We start from the raw sequence: 20,088 nt of genomic DNA on the forward strand, positions 1-20,088 counted from the left end.
CTCATCACCTCGGACGGTCCAGTGGCTGCATCAGCATGTCGGCGAGCCGGTCGCGCGTGACCCGTTCGGCACGGGGGGTGTGCTGGGTGAGGAAGAGGGCGTTGAGGAGCTGGTCGGCCGCGATGACCTCGCCGGGCTCCCGGTCGAGGAAGCGCTGGATGAGCTCGTCGCCGTCGCCCACCGCCTCGTCGCCGAGGTGGGCTCTGACCATCGCGGTCAGCTGCTCCTCACCGGGCGGTTCGAGGTCGAGCTGGATGCACCGGCGCAACAGCGCGGCGGGGAAGTCGCGTTCGCCGTTGGACGTCAGCACGATCAGCGGGAAGGTGGTGCAGCGCACCCGGCCGCCGCTGATCACGGCCCGCCCGCCGTCGTCGGTGAGCACCTCCACCTCGGGCTCGCGGTCGGCGACGCGCTCCAGCTCCGGGAGGGTGAACTCGCCTTCCTCCAGGGCGTTGAGCAGGTCGTTGGGCAGGTCGAGGTCGCCCTTGTCGAGCTCGTCGACGAGCAGCACCCGCGGCCGGTCGGCCGGGAGCAGCGCGGTGCCGAGCGGCCCGAGGCGCACGTACGACCCGATGGACCGGCGCTCGCCGTCCGCCGCGCCCCCGGCGCGCTCCAGCTGGACGTCCTGGAGGCGGGCGATCGCGTCGTAGCGGTAGAGGCCGTCGCGGAGGGCGGAGCGGCTCACGATGGGCCAGCGGAGCACCCGGCCGAGGCCGAGCTCGTGGGCGACGGCGTGGGCGAGGGTGGACTTGCCGGTGCCGGGGTTGCCGGTGACCAGCAGCGGGCGGCGGAGGTAGAGGGCGGCGTTGACGGCCTCCACCTCGTCGGGGCGCGGGTGGTGGTTCTCCACCAGCCGGCGCAGCACGCCGAGCCTGCGGGCGGCGCTCGGGTCGGTGTCCGCGCCGGTGTCGGGGCCGGAGGCGGCGAAGTCCCGCCAGGGCGGGGGCGGCGGGAGGCGCCGTATCCCGTCGTGCGGCAGGCCCGCTCCCCGGTAGATGCGCCAGTCGTTCACGCCGGTCTCCTCACAGCTGGTGTTGTCACCCCGGGGCCTGCTGTGCCGGGTGCCCCGTCGGGCTCGGGTCCCCGCTCGAAGGTACCGTCACGGCCACGGGCGGCCGGGCCCCGGCACAGTCTTCTGTCACGTGCTTGACGGCCCGTCATCACGGTGCTCCGGGGCGGGGGCCGGGCGCGTACAGCGGGAGTTCGGGCAGGGGCGGGCGGTCCGGCGAGTCGAAGAGCAGGGCAATCGACCGCGCCCAGAGGACCTCGGGGTCGGGGTACTCGGGGTCGGCGCTGCGGATGCGGAGGCTGCGGATGCGCCGGTGGATCCCGGCAGCGGTCTTCGCCTCGCACACGAGTGCCGAGATGTGCCGGTGGAATTCGGCGCAATCCGTATGCCCGGTGGCGCATCTGCGCCAGATCACGACGGCGTGCCCGGCGGCCAGCGCGGCGTCCATCGCGGCGGCGCCGGGGCCCGCCGCGACCGGCCCGCAGTAGACGGGCACGGCGCAGTCCTCGGCGCCGGACAGCCGGTCGTAGGCGGCGTGGCCGCTCTCCCGGCCCGGCCCGTCGTGGCCCCGCCGCAGGGTGTCGCCGCGCAGCGGCACGGCGGTCAGCGGGCCGCGCGCGGTGCCGCCCCAGCGGCGCCGCCACTCGGGGCTCGCGGGGCGGTCGCGCCGCCGCCGGTCGCGCAGCACGACGACCCTGCGCTGGCCGAGGGGCAGGGTGTCCGGGTCCAGGAAGGAGGCGCCGCCCAGGGCGGGCGGGGAGAGCTGCCAGGAGTCCACCGGTTCGTCGAAGAGCTCCCGTGGCAGGGCGACCTCGACGGCGGCGAGGTGCTCGCCCACATCGCTCTGGCGCAGGGCCTCGGCCAGCGGCTCGCGCAGCGCCTCCTCCAACTCGGCCTGGGGAACGCCCTCTTTGGATTCGCTCAGCATGAGGAGGTCGTCCTCGCGGAGCAGCCTGACGCGCCAGTGGTAGCCGTCGTCGTAGAGGGCGCGGTCTATCTCCACGAGCACGTCGGCGCGGGCGCGGGCCTCCGGCACGCCCGGCTCGACCTTCCGGCGCTCGGGCTTGCGCAGCTCGACGGTGCCGGGCGGCGCCGGGCGCTCGCGCGGCTGCTCCGGGCAGGTGGCGCCGCCGTGCAGGATCTGGTCGATCTCGTCGCGGATGACGGGCTCGATCGGCTCCTCGCGCCCGGTCAGCCAGCCGCTCAGCTCGCGCAGCGGTGCCTCGTCGGCGGGGTTCTGTGCGCGGCTGACGGCGGCGGCGACGCGTGCCGCGTAGAGCAGCACGGCCTCCAGCTCCAGATCGCGCTGGGGAGCGCGGGCCTCCTCGTCCCTGAGGTCGTAGAGCAGGCCCACGCCCTCCCGCCAGGTGCGCGGGTCGTGCTCGGTCCCCGGCTGGTAGGGGGCCTGGAGCATCCGCCGCTTGACCTCGTCGACCAGCGACATCACCTCGCCGGGCGTGCCGGGCGGCGACAGCTCGGCGAGGCGTGCGAAGAGGTGCGTACGCAGGACGGGTGTGAAGCCGCCCGCCCCGGCGGGGCGCAGCGCGTGCTGGAAGCCGGTCCAGCTGCCGCCCGTGCCGACGGTGCGGTAGCGCCGCAGGTGGTGCAGGTCGTGGGCGCGGACGAGCGCGTGCAGCCGGTCGCGGCCGGGCCGTTCGTTGGCCATCCGGCGCAGCGCGGTGACGGGGACGGCGAGCCCGGCGGTGTCCTGGCCGCGCCCTTTGCACACCCCGACGACCGCGCCGCGCGCGACGTCCACGACGGGCCCGCCGGAGCATCCGGCCACGGGTATCTCGCCGCGCAGCAGCATGGCGCTGCCCTCCGGGCCGTCGGTGCCGCTGGCCATGCCGGTGCCGGAGCGCAGGGATGGCTCGCCGAACTCCGTCGACCAGCCGTGCAAGCTGATCCTGGCGGGCACGACGGCCGAACGGTCGCTGAGCCACAGGCACTCGGCGTCCTCGGCGCCGTCCACCTCGACCAGGGCGAGGTCGGGCAGCTTCCAGGTGCGGGGCGGGCGGTCGGGGTCGTCGGGCCGCGGCAGCACCAGGGCGACGCGGCCCTCGGTGGTGCTCCCGCGCGAGTCGGTGATGGCGATGGCCGCACCTCCGCCGAGCACGTCACCACCCCCCATCCCCACCACGTGGGCGCAGGTCAGCACCCATCCCGGGGCGACGAAGAAGCCGCTGCCCCAGAATTGCGCGCCGCTCGGGTCATACCCGCTGCCCGGCGCGGAAATGCGCACGACGGACCGGCGTACGGTCCCGTCCAGGGCGCTCAAGGAGTGCTGGGGGTAGCGGGCGGCTCCGGGGTCGCGGGCAGTGGCTCCCCGCGCTCCGACCAGGTGAGCGAGACGCGCACCGACGCCTTGCCCTCCCCGTCGGCGAGGAGGCTGATGACGTGGCCCGCCTTGGCGGACAGCTCGATGCCGAACTCGACCGTGACCTCCTGCGGCGCGACGGCGGCGAGCGCCGGGCGCAGCGAGCCGACGACGCCTCTCACGACGTCGGTCAGGCCACCGGCGAGGCCCGCCACGCGCCGGGCGGCGCCCCCGGTGCCGGAGTCCACGAACCCTCCGGAGCCCTCGCCGGGCCGCTCCAGTTCCTGCGCCTCGCTGATCCGTGCCCAGACGACCGTGCCGTCGTCGAGACGGACCTGAGTGATCCCGTCGGCCACGCCGCCACCCCCGATCCCCGCGTCGTGTTGCAGCAGGCTAGTCCTCGGGCGGGACGGGCGCGAGAGTCCGTGGCCGACGTCCCGCCTATCCTGGACAGGAATGCAGTTATGCCCCTGGCAGGCGCCGGGCACTCCTGCTGCCGACCCCGACTATCCCTGACGGAGAGCACGTTGTACTTCACCGACCGCGGCATCGAGGAGCTGGAGAACCGGCGTGGCGAGGAGGAGGTCTCCCTCGGCTGGGTCGCCGAGCGGCTGCGCGAGTTCGTCGACCTGAACCCGGACTTCGAGGTCCCGGTGGAGCGCCTGGCGACGTGGCTGGCCCGGCTGGACGACGAGGACGACGACGACCTGTAGGCCCGTCCACGAGGAGGGGCGGGCGGCCGCTCAGAGCCGCTCGCGCCACCAGTCGTAGGCGAGGGTGAGCGCCCCGTCCAGGGCCAGCACCCCACCGGCCGCCGCCCAGCCGCGCCGCCCGGAGCGGCGGCCCCAGCAGGCCAGCGACAGCCCCGCCACCACCTCCGTGGCGCCCAGCGCCCGCGCCCGGGGGCCGCGCGTCCACCTGCCGAGCACGCCGCGCTCCGCCGCGTCCAGCCCCGCCCGTACCGCCTCGCGCCAGCCGGGCCAGTCCACCGCCTCCGCGACGGGCAGCGCGGCCGCGCGCAGGCGGGCGGCGCCCACCCCGGGGGCGAGGCCGGGCGGCAGCGTGAGGCCCGTGCGGGAGAGCACCGCGATCACACCGAGCACCCGCGCGGCGGCGTCCGCGTCGGAGTCGTGCCGGGTGAGCCCGTCGAGCGCGGCCCCGTCGAGCACCGGGTCGAGGCCGACCCGGGCGCGCAGGGAGGTCATGGCGCTCTCCTCGCCGATCGGGGTGCCGTCGGCGGCCCAGGTGTAGCCGACCGTACGGCGGAAGCCGGCCGCCACCACGAAGCCCGCCCCGGTCGCGTCCCACCAGAGCCCGACGACGGGCCAGGTCTCGGCCACGGCCAGCGCGTGCGCCCAGCCCGCCGCGGCGGCGGCCGGGTCGGTGTTCTCGGTGCGCCAGGAGTCCTCGCCGGGGATCAGCGCGCTCCACCCTTCGCCCGCGGGGACGAGGAGCAGGGGTTCGCTCAGGAGCTGCGCGGAGGGACGGACGCGGTCGGGCTCGGCCCGGCAGAGCAGCAGAACCCCGGCCGCGCGGCTGTGATCAGTTGCGGACATGCGACAACGCTATGCCAAGCCGCGCCCTCGCGACGTCCTCGGCACTTGACTTGACCCGACCGCGATATATCGTGTTTGAAGAGAGACGCGATAGGTTGCGTTCGGTGGGGCCCGCGTGCCCGCCTCCCGCCATGTCGCGACGCACGTCACCAGGACCGCCCTACCCAGTCCGTCAAGGAGGCCCGGCATGCCGGCCCAGTCGAAGTGGTCACTGTCCGCACCACAGAAACTCACCTTCGAGGAGCCGGTGACGGCCCTCGCCGTCCGGATCGTCGGCGGCACGGTCAACGTCGTGGGCGACGCCACCGGGCCCGCCCGGCTGGAGCTCTCCGAGATCGACGGCCCGCCGCTGACCGTCACCCTCGACCGGGGCACGCTCACCGTCGCCTACGACGACCTCCCCTGGAAGAACTTCACCAAGTGGTTCTCCCGCAAGAGCTGGGAGCGCGCCGTCACCGTCACCCTCACCGTGCCGACCGGCACCGACGTCGAGACCGGCGTCGTCGGGGCGAGCGCCGTCGTCTCCAACGTCTCCGGGCGCACGAGCGTCCGCGGCGTCAACGGCGACGTCACCCTCGTGGGCCTGACCGGCCCGGTCAGGGCCGAGACCGTCTCCGGGCGGCTGGAGGCCCAAGGGCTCGGCGGCGACCTGCACTTCACGTCCGTCTCCGGCGACCTCACCCTCGTCGAGAGCTCCGGCGGCACGGTCAAGGCCGACTCCGTCAGCGGCAACGTCGTCGTCGACCTCGCCCCCGCCGCCCCCGGGCCGGACCTCACCCTCGGCACCGTCTCCGGCGAGATCGCCATCCGCCTCCCGCACACCGCCGACGCCCAGGTGGACGCCAACACCACCAGCGGGCCGCTCTCCTGCGGCTTCGAGGAGCTGCACGTCAACAGCCAGTTCGGCGCGAAGCGGATCACCGGCCGGCTCGGCGCGGGCCGTGGCAGGCTCAAGGTCACCAGCGTCTCCGGCGCCGTCGCCCTGCTGCGCCGCCCGGACACCACCGACTGGGCCGACAGCACCACCCAGGGAAAGGTCCTCTGATGCCCCCCGTCTTCGCCCACGGCCGGCTGCGGCTCTATCTGCTCAAGCTGCTCGACGAGTCGCCCCGCCACGGCTACGAGATCATCCGGCTGCTGGAGGAACGCTTCCAGGGGCTGTACGCGCCCTCCGCCGGCACCGTCTACCCCCGCCTCGCCAAGCTGGAGGCCGAGGGCCTGGTCACCCACTCCACCGAGGGCGGCCGCAAGGTCTACTCCCTCACCCCCGCCGGCCGGGACGAACTCGCCGACCGCCAGGGCGAGCTGGCCGAGCTGGAGCTCGACATCCGCGAGTCCGTCTCCGCGCTCGCCGCCGACATCCGCGAGGACGTCCGCGGCGCCGCGGGCGACCTCCGGCGCGAGGTCCGCGAGGCCGCCCGCCGGAACCGCGCCACGGACAGCCCGTACGGCGAGGACGAGGTGTGGTGGCGACAGGCCAAGGAGGAGTTCCGGCACGCGAAGGAGGAGTGGCAGGAACAGGCCCGCCGGGCCAAGGAGGAGAGCCGCCGCGCCCGCCAGGACGCGCAGCAGGCCCGCCGCCAGGCGAAGCAGGCCCAGGACCACGCGCGCGAGGAGGTCCGCCGCATCTCCCAGCGCGTGCAGGAAGAGGTCCAGGAGCACGTCCGCCACGGCGACTGGCCCAAGGGCATCGTCGAAGGCATCACCGCCCTCACCCAGGAACTCGGCGGCCTCGCCGGAGGCCGCGCCACACCCCCCGCCCCCACCCCCGACTGGGCCTCGGCCCCCGACTCCCTCTCCAAGGACCCCGCCCGCGACCTGGACCGCCTCCTCGACCGCTTCCGTGACGAGATCCGCGACGCGGCTCGGGATGGCGGGGTGACGGTAGATCAACTCTCTGCCGTGCGTTCCGTGTTGGCGGAGGCGGCGGGAAGGATCGCGTCTGAGCTTGGGCCGCGGCGGGGGTGACCCGAGGGGTCCCAGCTCCCGGGTGCGGGTCCGTGGCGCCTGCGGCGCTTTGTTCCCCTACCCCGCCCCTTCCCGGCTGCGTCTGATGTGCGGCTCCGCCGCGTGGGGGGCGCTGCCCCAGACCCCGAAGCACGCTTCGCGCGCTGTCCTCAAACTCCCCCAGCTACCGCTGGGAGGTGCCCCCAACGGGCTGATTTCAGCCCGTCCGGCGTTTGAGGACGAGCGCCGCAGGCGCTGCGCGTCAGCCGACGTACCCGCACGTCGGGGTCTGGGGCAGCGCCCCAGTTTCGGGAAGGGGCGGGGTAGGGGAACAAAGCGCCGCAGGCGCAGCCCCCCACGCGGCGGAGCCGCACATCAGATGCAGCCGGGAAGGGGCGGGGCTGGGGAAAAAGAAGCCCGCCGCAGGCGCCAACAGCAGATCCCCGCGAACGGCCGAGCCAACCGCTCCTTGTTGGGACGGAAGCGACCGGCCTCATCGACCGCGCAGTACCCACCCCCGTAACACCACACATACGCCGCCCACCCAGCCGCATACCGCGACAGCGAAGCCAGCGCATCCTCATAGAAACGCCCCATGTTGGGCAGCGAGGAGTCGACCGGCCCCCACTCCCCGATCACGACAGGGACGCGCTGCTCGCGCGGATAGCGGGTCACGGCGGACTCGTAGGACTCGATCCAGTGGGCGGACGGGTCGTAGTCCCGCCCGGCCTCCATGGCGGTGTTGTAGAAGTGCGGGGCGTAGACGACCTTCGGGTCGTGGACGCGGCCGAGGCCGGTGGGGACGGCCTCGCCGGTGGCGGGGGTCGGTTCCACGAAGAGGTGGTGGCGCCGGTCGGCGCGGCGGACGGCGGCCGCGAGCCGGTTGTACATCGGGGTCAGCTGGTCCCGTTCGATGCGGCGGGCCCCGCTCGGCAGGTCCTCGCCCGGACGGAGCCTGCCCATCGGCTCGTTGATCAGGTCGTAGCCGAAGACGGCCGGGTGGCGCCCGAGCCGCCCGGCGAGCACCTGCCACATCCGGGCCTGTGCGAGACGCAGGTCGGCGTCCTCGTAGAGGTGCTCGAAGGCGGCCTGCACGGCGGGCTCGTAGTATTCGCCGAACCAGTCGCCGGGGTGCGGGACGTACCGCAGGCCGTCGGTGCGCGTGGCCCACTCGGGGATGCCGCGGTGGCCGCCGAACGCGGGCCCGTAGACGTCCTGGTGGGCGTCGATCACGACCCGGACGCGATAGCGGTGCGCCCAGTCCAGGATGCGTTCGATCCGGCTCAGGTAGCGCTCGCTGTACTGTCCGGGCCGTGGCTCCAGGTCGTCCCAGAAGATCAGCAGCCGCGCCAGGCCGAAGCCGGCGGCGGCCATGTCGCGGAAGTGCCGCTCGGTGACGCCGGTGAGGGCGTCGGCGCCGCGGTGGGTCTTGTCCTCGACGTTCCAGCCGCGCAGGTCGAGGACCCGCCCGCGCTCGTCGGTCAGCCGCGGGACCGCGCCCGCCTCCGCCGCAGGTGCCAGGGCGCCGCCGCTCGGGACGAGGAGGCCCAGCGCCGCGGCGAGCGCGGTCACCGTCGCTCGCGGTCTGCGCACGGGCCTCCCCAGGGCTAGACGGTCAGGACCACCTTGCCGAACAGCTCGCCGCCGGCCATCTTCTCGAAGCCCTCCCGTGCCCGGTCAAGGGGCAGGACGGAGTCGATCACCGGCCGTACGCCCGTCGCCGCGCAGAAGCTCAGCAGACCGGCCAGCTCCTCCTTGCTTCCCATGGTGGAGCCGACGACCTTGAGCTCCAGGAAGAAGATGCGGTTGAGCTCGGCCGACGCGGGGCTCTGGCCGCTGGTGGCACCGGAGATGACGAGCGTGCCGCCGGGCTTGAGGGACTTGACCGAGTGCGACCAGGTGGCGGCGCCCACCGTCTCGATGACGGCGTCGACACGGTGCGGCAGCCGGGCCCCCGGCTCGAACGCGCCCTCCGCGCCCAGCTCCACGGCGCGCCGCCGCTTGACCTCGTCACGGCTGGTGGCGAACACCCGCAGCCCGGCCGCGGCCCCGAGCGCGATCGCCGCGGTGGCCACGCCACCGCCCGCGCCCTGGACGAGGACGCTGTCGCCGGGGCGTACGTCCGCGTTGGTGAACAGCATGCGGTACGCGGTCAGCCACGCGGTCGGCAGGCAGGCGGCCTCCTCGAAGGAGAGCTCCTTCGGCTTCGGCAGGACGTTCCACGCGGGGACGGCCACGCGCTCGGCGAACGTGCCCTGATATCGCTCGGTGAGGATCGTGCGCGGCTCGCGCGGGCCCACGCCGTGGCCCGTCTGGCCGATGACCGAGTGGACGACGACCTCGTTGCCGTCCTCGTCCAGCCCCGCGGCGTCACAGCCGAGGATCATCGGCAGCGCTTCCTCACCGAGCCCGACGCCGCGCAGCGACCACAGGTCGTGGTGGTTGAGCGAGGCGGCCTTGACGTTGACCAGACTCCACCCGGGTGGCGCCGCCGGCTCGGGGCGCTCGCCCAACTCCAGTCCGTTGAGGGGCTCGTCACGGTCGATGCGGGCGGCGTAGGCGGCGAACATGATCCGAACTTAGCGGGGCACCGGGCTCGGGGGAACCACGCGTGACTGTGACCCATGTCGCCGCCTGCGGCGGGGGCTTTTCTCTCCCCAGCCCCGCCCCTTCCCGAAACCGGGGAGACCCCGGACCCCAGCGGCCTGCGGCCGCGTCCTCAAACGCCGGACGGGCTGATTTCAGCCCGTTGGGGGCACCTCTGGGGGCACCCCCGGACGGAGTCTGGGGGAGGTAGCTGGGGGAGTTTGAGGACCAACGCGGCGAAGCCGTGTTGCGGGGGTCTGGGGGCTTGCCCCCGGTTTCGGGAAGGGGCGGGGTAGGGGAACAAAGCGCCGCAGGCGCCAACCCACCCGCAGCCGGGAAAGGACGGGGCCGGGGAACAAGCCCGCCGCAGGCGCAGCCGAGCCGCGCCTGACAGCGAGCCGTCCCGGAGATCAGCCCCGAGCCACACCCTCCGCCCGAGCCGCCGCGGCGACAGCCGCCGTCACAGCGGGAGCAACCCGCTCGTCGAACGGCGAGGGAATGACGCACTCGGCGGAGAGCTCATCGGCCACCACCGCCGCCAGCGCCTCCGCAGCGGCCAGCTTCATGCCCTCCGTGATGCGCGAGGCCCGCACCTGGAAGGCACCCGCGAAGATGCCGGGGAAGGCGAGGACGTTGTTGATCTGGTTCGGGTAGTCGCTGCGGCCCGTGGCCACGACGGCCGCGTACTTGTGCGCGACGTCCGGGTGGATCTCCGGCGTCGGGTTGGCCATGGCGAAGATCAGCGCGTTCTCGGCCATGGTGGCGACGGCCGACTCCGGGACCGTGCCGCCGGAGACGCCGATGAAGACGTCCGCGCCCGCCAGGGCCGTCTCCAGGGGGCCGGAGAGCCCGGCCTTGTTGGTGAAGCCGGCGAGCTCGCGCTTGACCGGGTTGAGGTCGTCGCGGTCCGCGGACACGATGCCCTTGCGGTCGCACACGGCGACGTCGCCGATGCCCGCCTCCACGAGGATCTTGGCGATGGCCACCCCGGCCGCGCCGGCGCCCGAGATGACGGCGCGCAGCCGGCCGAGCGGGCGGTCGGTGAGCGTGGCCGCGTTGCGCAGGGCGGCGAGGGTGACGACGGCGGTGCCGTGCTGGTCGTCGTGGAAGACCGGGATGTCCAGCCGCTCCTGGAGCTTGCGCTCGATCTCGAAGCAGCGCGGCGCGGAGATGTCCTCCAGGTTGACGCCGCCGAAGGAGGGCGCGAGCCGGGCGACGGTCTCGACGATGTCGTCGACCTCCCGGCAGTCGAGCGCGATCGGCACGGCGTCGACCCCGCCGAACTGCTTGAAGAGGATCGCCTTGCCCTCCATCACGGGCAACGACGCCTCCGGCCCGATGTCGCCGAGCCCGAGCACCGCGCTGCCGTCCGTGACGACCGCGACGACCTGGGACTTCCAGGTGTAGTCGTGGACGAGCTCCGGCTGTTCGGCGATGGCGCTGCAGACCTTGGCCACGCCTGGCGTGTAGGCGAGGGACAGGTCGTCCCGGTCGCGCACGGGCACGGTCGCCTGGATGGCCATCTTGCCACCACGGTGCAGCGCGAAGGCCGGATCGAAGAGCTCGTCCTGAGCCTCGTCCGCACCGTGGGCGCCGCGAGGATTCACAATCTCCGCTGCCACTTTTATTGACCCCTTTGTCGAATAACTGTCGAGGGTAGCCGCCCGAGGTAGCGGACCGCCGGGCGCACCGCACATGCGCCCTGGAGCCCCGGGTCCGGGGGGTGTAGCTGGTCTTTCTACCGGATGAGCCCTGCGGCCGCCGAGTGAGTTCCGGGCCACCGCGGGTCATGGCACCGTCACAAGCACATCGAAAGCGTGTCGACTGGTGCCGGAAGTCCATGGAGTGAGACAAGAGGTGCGTGATATGGGTCTCGCACCGGAGAGGCACACCGAAGGCCGGTAGTACGAACCGGCCTGGTACCGCACGGGGATCGCCCGTTATCCGATTTTGACATAGCAGGCCCCCCGAACGGTGCAGTCCAGATGGCAAGATGCCCAAATCACACGAGGTCGCGAACACCCGATGGTGTGTGCTTGCGACCCCGTATGTCTCCCCGTGGGAAACCCGTGTGACCAGCAGTGTGACCAGTCGGCTATCCCCTCACCCGCAGGAGGAACCAGCAATGACCGCAAGCACCACCCCCCGCCCGGCTGCCGCCAGGAGTCGTTTGGCCGCCGCCGGCGCGATCGCGGTCGTCGGCGCCCTGCTGCTGACCGGCTGTGGCGATCAGCGGAACAAGCACGGCGGGTCCGGGCAGGGCGCCGAGGGCTCCACGGCACCGCTCTTCGCCAAACTCCCCGAGGAGATCCAGGCGTCGAAGGTCATCAAGGTCGGGTCCGACATCGCCTATCCGCCGGTGGAGTTCAAGAAGGACGGCAGGACGGTCGGGATCGATCCCGATATCGCCGACGCCCTGGGCAAGGAACTCGGCGTGAAGTTCGAGTTCGAGAACGGCACCTTCGATGCCCTGCTGACCGGACTGCGCTCCAAGCGTTACAACATCGCGATGTCCGCGATGACGGACTCCAAGGACCGGCAGAACGGCGTCGACCCGAAGACGGGCAAGAAGGTGACCGAAGGCGTCGACTTCGTCGACTACTTCACCGCCGGCGTCTCGATCTACACCAAGAAGGGCGACACCAAGGGCATCGCGTCCTGGGACGACCTCTGCGGCAAGAAGATCGCCGTGCAGCGCGGCACCGTCTCCAACGACCTGGCGAAGTCCGAGTCCGACAAGTGCGACAAGGCGGGCAAGGGCGCGATCAGCATCGAGGCGTTCGACACCGACGTGGAGGCGCAGACCCGGCTGAAGGCCGGCGGCGTCGACGCGGTGTCCAGCGACTTCCCGGTCGCCGCCTACGCGGTGAAGACCGCGGGCGGCGGCAACGACTTCGAGACGGTCGGCGACCAGGTGCAGGCGGCCCCCTACGGCATCGCCGTGCCCAAGGAGGCCGCCCAGCTGCGGGACGCCCTCAAGGCCGCCCTTGACGCGATCATCAAGAACGGTACGTACGCGAAGGTCCTCAAGACCTGGGGCGTCGAGGCCGGCGCGGTCAAGGAATCCAAGATCAACGGCGGTTCCTGACCCGGCCGTCCCGGGCCGTCACCGCCGCGCCGCCGCCCCTCCCCCGGGCGGACGGCTCCCCCCGCCGCACCCGCGCGCGGCGGACGGCCCGCCCGGCCGCCCCTCTCCTCCCCCGATACGGACCGCTGAAAGGCCATACCGTGACTGCTGCTCCCGAAAAGACGGGGCCCGCCGACGCCCCGCCCCCCGGCCGTGAGCCGGAGACCATCAAGGCCATCCCGGTGCGGCACTACGGGCGGTGGGTCTCCGCCGTCGTGGTGATCGCCCTGCTCGGTCTGCTGGTCAACGCCTTCGCCGGCGCGAAGGTGAACTACCACGCCATTCCGGACTACTTGTTCGACTCCTCGGTCCTCACCGGCCTCGGCAAGACCGTCCTGATCTCGGTGCTCGCCATGCTGCTGGGCCTGGTGCTCGGCATCGTGCTCGCGGTGATGCGGCTGTCGAAGAACCCGGTGACCTCGTCGGTCTCCTGGGCCTACATCTGGTTCTTCCGCGGCACCCCGGTCTACGTCCAGCTGCTGCTCTGGTTCAACCTCGCGCTGATCTTCCCGGAGATCAACCTCGGCTTCATCTACCGCGACTACACCAGCTCGTTCATGACACCCTTCATGGCCGCGCTGCTCGGCCTGGGGCTCAACGAGGCCGCGTACATGTCGGAGATCGTCCGGGCCGGCATCCAGTCCGTCGACGAGGGCCAGACCGAGGCGGCGCACGCGCTCGGCATGAGCCAGGGCAAGACGCTGCGCCGGGTCGTGCTGCCGCAGGCGATGCGCGTCATCGTGCCGCCGACCGGCAACGAGTTCATCAACATGCTCAAGACCTCCTCGCTGGCGGCGAGCGCGGCACAGTATCTGGAACTGCTGCGCTCCACCTCCGACATCGGGCAGACCACGGGCGCCACGGTGGAGATGCTCTTCCTCGCCGCGACCTGGTACCTGATCCTGACCAGCGTCTTCAGCGTCGGTCAGTTCTATCTGGAGCGGTACTACGCGCGCGGCTCGCTGCGCAGCCTGCCGCTCACCCCCTGGCAGAAGGTCCGGGCCAACCTGGCGTCGATCGGCCAGCGCACCAAGGAAGGCGTCCGCGCATGAACGCGATGGTGAAGGCCGAGGGCGTGCACAAGTCCTTCGGCGCAGCGCACATCCTCAAGGGGATCGACCTGGAGGTCGCCCAGGGTGAGGTGTTCTGCCTGATCGGCCCGTCCGGCTCGGGCAAGTCCACCTTCCTGCGGTGCATCAACCACTTGGAGCAGATCAACGCCGGGCGGCTGTACGTCGACGGCGAGCTGGTCGGCTACCGGCAGAAGGGCGACAAGCTCTACGAGCTCAAGGACAGCGAGGTGGCCCGCAACCGCCGGGACATCGGCATGGTCTTCCAGCGCTTCAACCTCTTCCCGCACATGACGGCGCTGGCCAATGTGATGGAGGCGCCGATCCAGGTGAAGGGCGAGTCCAAGGCGGCGGCCAAGGAGCGGGCCGTGCAGCTGCTGGACCGGGTGGGCCTGGCCGACAAGGCCGGCAACTACCCCTCCCAGCTCTCCGGCGGCCAGCAGCAGCGCGTGGCGATCGCCCGCGCGCTGGCCATGGAGCCCAAGCTGATGCTCTTCGACGAGCCGACCTCGGCCCTCGACCCGGAGCTGGTGGGTGACGTCCTGGACGTCATGCGCGGCCTCGCCGAGGACGGCATGACGATGATCGTCGTCACCCACGAGATGGGCTTCGCCCGGGAGGTCGGCGACGCGCTGGTCTTCATGGACGACGGCGTGGTGGTGGAATCCGGCCACCCGCGCGACGTGCTCACCAATCCCCAGCACGACCGCACGAAGTCGTTCCTGTCGAAGGTGCTGTAGCGGCTCGCGGGGGCCTCGAGGCGGTGGTACGGGCGGCCCGTCACCACCGCCTCGGCTTTTGCCCCGGCCTTTGTAATACCCTCGATAGAGCGACGGCTATTACGTTTGGCCGGGCGCCCGGAAAAAGCCCGTCGGACCGCCGCCCGCACAAGCCATAAGGACCAAAAGTGGAACTGGCCTATTACTCGGACTATGCCGTGCGGCTGGTCAACACCGAGGAGCCCGCGCGCGGCACCGACACCCTCACCTCCGTCGAGGCGGTGCGCGAACTCTTCGGCGCCGGGGCCCAGGCCGCCCGCCGCGCCTCCGACAGCGACGTCACCCGGCTGCGGTCCGTACGGGCCCGGCTGCGCGCGGTCTTCGAGGCGGCCGACGCGGGCGAGGAGGTGCGGGCCGTGGACCTGCTCAACGCCCTGCTGATGGAGTTCCCCGTCAGCCCGCAGATCTCCGGCCACGAGTACCGCGACGAGGACGGCCGGCCCAAGTGGCACATGCACATCGCCGACCACGCCGCCAACGCCAGCGCCTCGTACACCGCGACCGCCTGCATGGGCCTGGCCGTCCACCTCACCGAGCTGGGCGTCGACCGGCTGGGCATCTGTCAGGCGGCCCCCTGCCGCAACGCCTACCTCGACACCTCGACCAACCGCTCGCGCCGCTACTGCTCCGACCGCTGCGCGACCCGCGCCAACGTCGCCGCCTACCGCGCCCGCAAGCGCCTGGAGAGCCGGGAGGCGGAGGCCTCGGCGGGCACCGCCCGCACCGGCCGCAGCGCGGACGCCAGCCACGACAGCAGCGCGCCCACCGAGCGCTGACCCGCCCCCGGCGGGCGCCGCAGCCGCACCCAGGCGCGGGCCACCACGAACTCCTCCGGCACCGTGCCGAACTCCCGGCTGTCGTTCTCCACCAGGGGGTTGTCCCCCATCACCCACCAGCCGCCGTCGCGCCGCTCGACGGCCCGCTTGACGATCAGCAGGTCCTGCCGGAACGGGTGCCGCAGCACCACCACGTCACCCGGCCGGACGGCGGCCCCGTACTGCACGACGAGCTGATCCCCGGGGTTCAGCGTCGGCACCATCGAGGGGTTGTAGACCTCGGCCAGCCCGATCCGCAGCAGTCCGCGGCGCTCGCGGTCCTGCTCCTGCCCGCGCTCGTCCACTTGCTCCTGCACCTCGGCACCTCCCGGTCGGTTTTTCCTCCACCTGTCGCGGCGGCAGTTCCAGACTGACACCGGACTTTTGTCCTAAGCCCCCCGGGGCACCCGAGAAAAGCCTTCCCACACCGAGTAATCTCGCACCTGAGAAGACGATCACGAGGAAGGACAGTTTTATGCTCTCCCGCCTGTTCGCCCCCAAGGTGCAGGTCAGCGCGCACTGCGACCTGCCGTGCGGCGTTTATGACCCCGCCCAGGCCCGTATCGAGGCCGAGTCGGTCAAGGCAGTCCAGGAGAAGTACCAGGCCAACGAGGACCCGGACTTCCGCACGCGCGCCCTCATCATCAAGGAGCAGCGCGCCGAGCTGGCCAAGCACCACGTCTCGGTGCTGTGGAGCGACTACTTCAAGCCGCCGCACTTCGAGAAGTTCCCCCAGCTGCACCAGCTGGTCAACGACACCCTCAAGGCCCTGAGCGCGGCCAAGGCCTCCAACGACCCGAAGACGGGCGAGAAGGCGCTGGAGCTCATCGCCGAGATCGACCGCATCTTCTGGGAGACCAAGAAGGCCTGACGGCCTGACTCCGACCCGCACCCGGTCCACAGGCCGCCGAGCACGGCGTCCATGACGGACCGGGTGCGGTCGTCTTCGGCAGCACCCCATCGTTCGTCGAGAAGGGCAGGCTCGGCACCCGGGGTGATCCGGGGGAAGAGGACGCGGGTGGCGTGTCCTTCGGTGGCCAGGGCCAGACCAAGCCAGCTGTTGAGCTGGTCGGGGAAGAACTGGGGTTTGAGCTCCTGGTCTTTCCCGCACCCTCGTCCCCCAGCGTCAGCACAGCCTGTCCGTCACGGACGGCGGCGGAGGCGTGCAGGATCGACCAACCGTCGGCCAGCAGTTGTCCGCGGACAACCTCGCGGGCGAGCCGCGCGGCGGCCAAGGCGACGGGGATGCCCTCGCAGCCGAGAGGTGCAGGGGGCCGCCGGGTTCGGCCCGGTAGGCGAGCTTGCCGGGGATGTACGGGGACATACAGGCGGGCCAGGAGCCCCTGGACTCACTCGCCCCCGGCTCGTAGTCGGCCGACGCCCACGAGCGGGTGTCCTTGCTGTACGTCCACAGCGTGTACGTGCCGTCGTCGTACCGTTCGGCCCGCCGGAAGGCCACCGTGCACGCCATCAGCCAGGCGGAGCAGAGCTTCACCGAAGTGGACGCGGCCAGTGAGCCCGAGTGGGCCGAGTTCATCGACCCCGCCTGTCTCGGCGGCGAGTGGGTCAACGCCTTCCGCGACATCGACCAGCCGGATCATGCCGAGGAGCACGCCCGCGCGTCGATCGCGCACGCGTAAGCAGAACCGGGCTCGCCGCGGGGCCCTTTCCCAAGCGGCCCTCGCCGTGACCCACTTGCAGCGCCGGGACCGTTTCTCTCTCCCCCCCCAACGGGCCGGACGTCGGCACCGTCGCCGGCCGCACGGCCCGTTGAGAGCAAGGAGACTGTCCCGGCCCCGCGGACGCACCGACGACGGTTGCGACCGGCCCGCGCGGCCCATGGTTCTCGTCACATTCCGGGTACTTGCCCCACTCATGTGATAGATCATGACGTCTTGATCAACTTTGACCTGACCGGGGGATTGATGCGCACCTTGAGAGCCTTGACGGCAACTGTTCTCGCATGGATGAGCCTGGCCTTGCCCGCCTTCGCGGCAAACGGCCACGGAGAGCACGGCCACCGCCACCTACACCGTCTGGCAGTGGAACGTGTCCGGCGACGAGATGAACCACAACTCGACCACGAACGGCATGGTCAGCGCGGCCGCCAAGTCGATCCGCAACCGCAATGCCGACTTCGTCGCGCTCAACGAACTGTGCGCGAGCCAGTACCGGGCGCTGCAGCAGACACTCCGCGATTCCGGCTGGCCGGTGGACGGAACGAATTTCGCGCGCTTCGAGGGTGCGTATCCCGCGGGGCGCTCGGTGTGCGGTGGCGAGGAGGAGGGCATCGCGATCTTCAGTAAGCAGCCCCTGGGCCCCGCGGACCGGTTCACACTTCCCGATGACGGTCAGCGGGAGAAGCGCAAGCTCCTGTGCGCGGCATTGAAGGACAAAACGCACATGAGGTTCTGCGTCACGCATCTGACCTTTGTGGACGACTACCGGAAGCCCCAGGCCGACTATGTACGCGAACGGCTGGAGGACTACCACGGCAAGGGTGACACGGTCATCGTCGCCGGTGACTTCAACATGCAGCCGAACTGGGGCCGGATGGACGACTTCTACTCGGCCGGCGTGAACACACCCAACAACGACCGCAACACCGGGCACTACCGCGAGCTCGACGACAACGACCCGGCGAATTGTGCCGGCTACGGGGAGTCGACCGTCAGCAAACTCGACCCCGGCAACGCCGGCCCGTGCGGCACCGGCGAGAAGATCGACTTCATCTTCGCCCGCGAGGACAGGATCGCCGGCCCGTACTCGGCCGACTCCCTCGCCCCGGAGAGTTGCGGTGGCGCACTTTGCTCCGATCACCGCGTTCTGATCGGCTCGGTCACGGTCTCCGTCAATGGCGGGGCGTCGGCGGTCTAGGCACGGGGGCCTTCTGGGGAGGGCCCCCGGTTCGTCCAGGCTGTCGAACCGGGGGCCCGTCCGCAACCCGTGCGAGCGGCAGAGGACTTCGACGAACGCCGGCGCGGGCGGCGCGGCGGCCGGCGCCCGGCTCAGCCGAGGTCGCTGGCGTACCAGTTCCAGCTGATCGAATTGTCGTTGTCCCAGGCCTTCACCGGCCGGGAGACCGCGTCGTCACGACCGGCGAAGGTGTGCAGCGCGACCTTGTTCTTCCCGTCCTCCTGACCCCTGTTGTAGAGGACGCCGAGGTCGGCCTTGCCGTCGCCGTTGAAGTCCCCCGTGACCAGCTTGCTGCGGTCGGCGTTCCAACTGCCGGTCGTGGTGTCGTTGTTGTCCCACGCGCGCTTGGGGGCGTTGATGCCGTCGGCCCGGCCGTAGCCGATGTGGAAGGCCGTGTGGAAGTCGCCGGACTTGTCCTTGCCCTCGTCGTAGAGGATGCCCAGGTCGGCCTTGCCGTCGCCGTTGAAGTCGGCCGCGACCGGCTTGGACCGCTTCCAGTCCCAGCTGCCGGTGGTGCGGTCGTCGTTGTCCCAGGCGCGCTTGGGGGCGTTGATGCCGTCCGCGCGGCCGTAGCCGATGTGGAAGGCGGTGCGGAAGTTGCCGGTGCCGTCCTGCCCCTCGTTGTAAAGGATGCCCAGGTCGGCCTTGCCGTCACCGTTGAAGTCACCCGCGACCGGCTTGCTGTGCTCCCAGTTCCAGCTGCCGGTGGTGCGGTCGTCGTTGTCCCACGCCCGCTTCGGCTCCCGGACCCCGTTGGCCGTGGCGTAGGCGATGTGGAAGGCGGTGCGGTAGTTGCCGGTGCCGTCCTGCCCCTCGTTGTAGAGGATGCCGACGTCCGCCTTGCCGTCACCGTTGAAGTCACCCGCGACCGGCTTGGACCGCTTCCAGTCCCAGGACTGGCTGCTCCGCCACTGCTTCACCGGCTTGTCGAAGCCGGACCCGTTGCTGGTGAAGGTCCACAGGGCGGTGCGGTTGTTCTTGGCGTCGTCCTGGCCATCGTTGTAGAGGACGCCGATGTCCGCCTTGCCGTCGCCGTTGAAGTCGCCGGCGACGACCTTGGAGTTGGCCCAGTCCCAGGAGCCCGTCCCCGCCTCGAGGTTGTCCCACACCTTCACCGGCGCGGCGAACGAGCCCTGGCCCGTGCTGAGCAGCGTCCACAGCGCGGTGTGGTTGTCCTTGCCCTCCCGGTCGTAGCCGTAGAGGATCGCGATGTCGGCCTTGCCGTCGCCGTTGAAGTCGCCGGTGGCCTGCCCGGCCGTGCCCCGGTTGGCGACGAAGAAGGAGACGCCCGAGGACGTCGGCCCGGTCTGGCCGGCGTCGTTGACCGCGCGGGCGGTCACGGTGTGCGGCCCTTCCGCCAGGGTCGTGGTGTCCACACTCACGCTGTACGAGGGCCCGGACCCGGAAGCCGTGCCAACGGCGTCGCCGTCCACGAGGAAGGTGGCCCCGGTCGGCTTCCCCTGCTCCTCGGTGACGGACGCGGTCAGCGTGACCGTACCGCTGAGCACGCCACCGCCCTCCGGGGCCGTGACGCGGGTGACGGGCGGGGTGGCGCGCGAATACGGGTCGACGCCGTCGTTGACCAGGCCCACCCGCCTGCTGCAATCGGGCCACTGGCCCGGACCCGCGGCACGCAGGAGCCGCTCCGCCACGATGATCTGCTGTTCCTTGGTCGCCTTGTGGGGGTAGGCGGCGAACTCCGTGCCGCCGTTGGCGTCCCAGGTGGACTTGGAGAACTGGAGGCCGCCGTAGTACGGGCCGCTCGGGTTCACAGCCGTCCAGTCGCCCGTGGCCTCGCACTGGGCCATCCGCTCCCACATCGCCAGGGAGGCGGCGGAGGCGGAGGGGGCCGAGGTGAGGAGAGCGGCGGGGGCGAGGGAGGAGACGAAGGCGGCGGCGACGGCGAGACGCACGGCACCGCGGGATCTACTGCGCATGAAGGAAGTCCTATTGAGTGGGAGAACAG

Annotated in this window: 19 protein-coding genes; 10 read left to right on the plus strand and 9 right to left on the minus strand. The window is 71.6% G+C overall.

Annotation, left to right across the window (positions count from 1 at the left end):
- Positions 1 to 4: 4 nt before the first annotated feature.
- From ACFY1P_RS01505 to ACFY1P_RS01515, 3 genes are all read right to left on the minus strand, one after another.
- Positions 5 to 1,012, minus strand: coding sequence for an AAA family ATPase (locus tag ACFY1P_RS01505; RefSeq protein WP_390749324.1), 1,008 nt, complete (start codon positions 1,010 to 1,012; stop codon positions 5 to 7).
- Positions 1,013 to 1,160: 148 nt separating this feature from the next.
- Entirely contained in the window at positions 1,161 to 3,251 is a 2,091-nt protein-coding gene (locus ACFY1P_RS01510) for a trypsin-like peptidase domain-containing protein (protein WP_390749325.1), read from the minus strand.
- Positions 3,252 to 3,283: 32 nt separating this feature from the next.
- On the minus strand, positions 3,284 to 3,682 hold the full coding sequence (locus ACFY1P_RS01515) for a CU044_2847 family protein (protein WP_390749326.1): 399 nt from the start codon (positions 3,680 to 3,682) through the stop codon (positions 3,284 to 3,286).
- Positions 3,683 to 3,853: 171 nt separating this feature from the next.
- Here ACFY1P_RS01515 and ACFY1P_RS01520 point away from each other — a divergent pair, with 171 nt between their 5' ends.
- Positions 3,854 to 4,039 (plus strand): DUF6104 family protein, encoded by a 186-nt coding sequence (locus ACFY1P_RS01520; protein WP_301892376.1) that lies wholly within the window; start codon positions 3,854 to 3,856, stop codon positions 4,037 to 4,039.
- 30 nt (positions 4,040 to 4,069) lie between these two features.
- Here ACFY1P_RS01520 and ACFY1P_RS01525 read toward each other — a convergent pair whose 3' ends face one another.
- Positions 4,070 to 4,882 (minus strand): hypothetical protein, encoded by an 813-nt coding sequence (locus ACFY1P_RS01525; RefSeq protein WP_361522094.1) that lies wholly within the window; start codon positions 4,880 to 4,882, stop codon positions 4,070 to 4,072.
- A gap of 187 nt (positions 4,883 to 5,069) precedes the next feature.
- Here ACFY1P_RS01525 and ACFY1P_RS01530 point away from each other — a divergent pair, with 187 nt between their 5' ends.
- On the plus strand, positions 5,070 to 5,927 hold the full coding sequence (locus tag ACFY1P_RS01530) for a DUF4097 family beta strand repeat-containing protein (protein ID WP_361522097.1): 858 nt from the start codon (positions 5,070 to 5,072) through the stop codon (positions 5,925 to 5,927).
- Positions 5,927 to 6,850, plus strand: coding sequence for a helix-turn-helix transcriptional regulator (locus ACFY1P_RS01535; RefSeq protein ID WP_361522099.1), 924 nt, complete (start codon positions 5,927 to 5,929; stop codon positions 6,848 to 6,850). The genes ACFY1P_RS01530 and ACFY1P_RS01535 overlap by 1 nt, the downstream gene beginning before the upstream one ends.
- A 354-nt stretch (positions 6,851 to 7,204) precedes the next feature.
- Here the strand turns inward: ACFY1P_RS01535 and ACFY1P_RS01540 are convergent, their stop codons facing one another.
- The 3 genes from ACFY1P_RS01540 to ACFY1P_RS01550 form a co-directional block, all read right to left on the minus strand.
- Positions 7,205 to 8,422 (minus strand): glycoside hydrolase family 5 protein, encoded by a 1,218-nt coding sequence (locus tag ACFY1P_RS01540; protein ID WP_390749327.1) that lies wholly within the window; start codon positions 8,420 to 8,422, stop codon positions 7,205 to 7,207.
- Positions 8,423 to 8,436: 14 nt separating this feature from the next.
- Positions 8,437 to 9,399, minus strand: a complete 963-nt coding sequence (locus ACFY1P_RS01545; protein ID WP_361522102.1) for a zinc-binding dehydrogenase — start codon at positions 9,397 to 9,399, stop codon at positions 8,437 to 8,439.
- Positions 9,400 to 9,825: 426 nt separating this feature from the next.
- The gene (locus tag ACFY1P_RS01550; protein WP_390749328.1) at positions 9,826 to 11,037 is read right to left on the minus strand and encodes an NADP-dependent malic enzyme; all 1,212 of its coding nucleotides are present in this window, start codon (positions 11,035 to 11,037) and stop codon (positions 9,826 to 9,828) included.
- Positions 11,038 to 11,540: 503 nt separating this feature from the next.
- Here ACFY1P_RS01550 and ACFY1P_RS01555 point away from each other — a divergent pair.
- The 4 genes from ACFY1P_RS01555 to ACFY1P_RS01570 all read left to right on the plus strand — a co-directional run bounded on the left by ACFY1P_RS01555 (position 11,541) and on the right by ACFY1P_RS01570 (position 15,167).
- Complete coding sequence (locus ACFY1P_RS01555; RefSeq protein ID WP_361522105.1) at positions 11,541 to 12,503, plus strand: ABC transporter substrate-binding protein; 963 nt, start codon at positions 11,541 to 11,543, stop codon at positions 12,501 to 12,503.
- Between the two features lie 140 nt (positions 12,504 to 12,643).
- Entirely contained in the window at positions 12,644 to 13,594 is a 951-nt protein-coding gene (locus ACFY1P_RS01560; RefSeq protein ID WP_361522108.1) for an amino acid ABC transporter permease, read from the plus strand.
- A complete protein-coding gene (locus ACFY1P_RS01565) occupies positions 13,591 to 14,352 on the plus strand; it encodes an amino acid ABC transporter ATP-binding protein (RefSeq protein ID WP_361522111.1) in 762 nt (253 codons plus the stop codon). Before ACFY1P_RS01560 ends, ACFY1P_RS01565 begins: the two co-directional genes overlap by 4 nt.
- A 167-nt stretch (positions 14,353 to 14,519) precedes the next feature.
- Positions 14,520 to 15,167, plus strand: a complete 648-nt coding sequence (locus ACFY1P_RS01570) for a CGNR zinc finger domain-containing protein (protein WP_361522114.1) — start codon at positions 14,520 to 14,522, stop codon at positions 15,165 to 15,167.
- Here the strand turns inward: ACFY1P_RS01570 and sodX are convergent.
- Positions 15,053 to 15,523 (minus strand): nickel-type superoxide dismutase maturation protease, encoded by a 471-nt coding sequence (gene sodX, locus ACFY1P_RS01575; protein WP_361522117.1) that lies wholly within the window; start codon positions 15,521 to 15,523, stop codon positions 15,053 to 15,055. The two genes, ACFY1P_RS01570 and sodX, sit on opposite strands and share 115 nt — an antisense overlap.
- A gap of 158 nt (positions 15,524 to 15,681) precedes the next feature.
- Here sodX and sodN point away from each other — a divergent pair, with 158 nt between their 5' ends.
- The 3 genes from sodN to ACFY1P_RS01590 all read left to right on the plus strand — a co-directional run bounded on the left by sodN (position 15,682) and on the right by ACFY1P_RS01590 (position 18,083).
- Entirely contained in the window at positions 15,682 to 16,077 is a 396-nt protein-coding gene (gene sodN, locus ACFY1P_RS01580) for a superoxide dismutase, Ni (RefSeq protein ID WP_361522119.1), read from the plus strand.
- A gap of 520 nt (positions 16,078 to 16,597) precedes the next feature.
- Positions 16,598 to 16,846, plus strand: coding sequence for a hypothetical protein (locus ACFY1P_RS01585; protein ID WP_361522156.1), 249 nt, complete (start codon positions 16,598 to 16,600; stop codon positions 16,844 to 16,846).
- A 409-nt stretch (positions 16,847 to 17,255) separates the two neighbouring features.
- On the plus strand, positions 17,256 to 18,083 hold the full coding sequence (locus ACFY1P_RS01590; protein ID WP_390749329.1) for an endonuclease/exonuclease/phosphatase family protein: 828 nt from the start codon (positions 17,256 to 17,258) through the stop codon (positions 18,081 to 18,083).
- Between the two features lie 131 nt (positions 18,084 to 18,214).
- Here the strand turns inward: ACFY1P_RS01590 and ACFY1P_RS01595 are convergent, their stop codons facing one another.
- The gene (locus ACFY1P_RS01595) at positions 18,215 to 20,059 is read right to left on the minus strand and encodes a transglycosylase family protein (protein WP_390749330.1); all 1,845 of its coding nucleotides are present in this window, start codon (positions 20,057 to 20,059) and stop codon (positions 18,215 to 18,217) included.
- Between the last annotated feature and the right edge of the window lie 29 nt (positions 20,060 to 20,088).

Source organism: Streptomyces sp. NPDC001407 (genome assembly GCF_042895325.1).
In the GTDB taxonomy this organism is placed as follows: Bacteria; Actinomycetota; Actinomycetes; order Streptomycetales; family Streptomycetaceae; genus Streptomyces.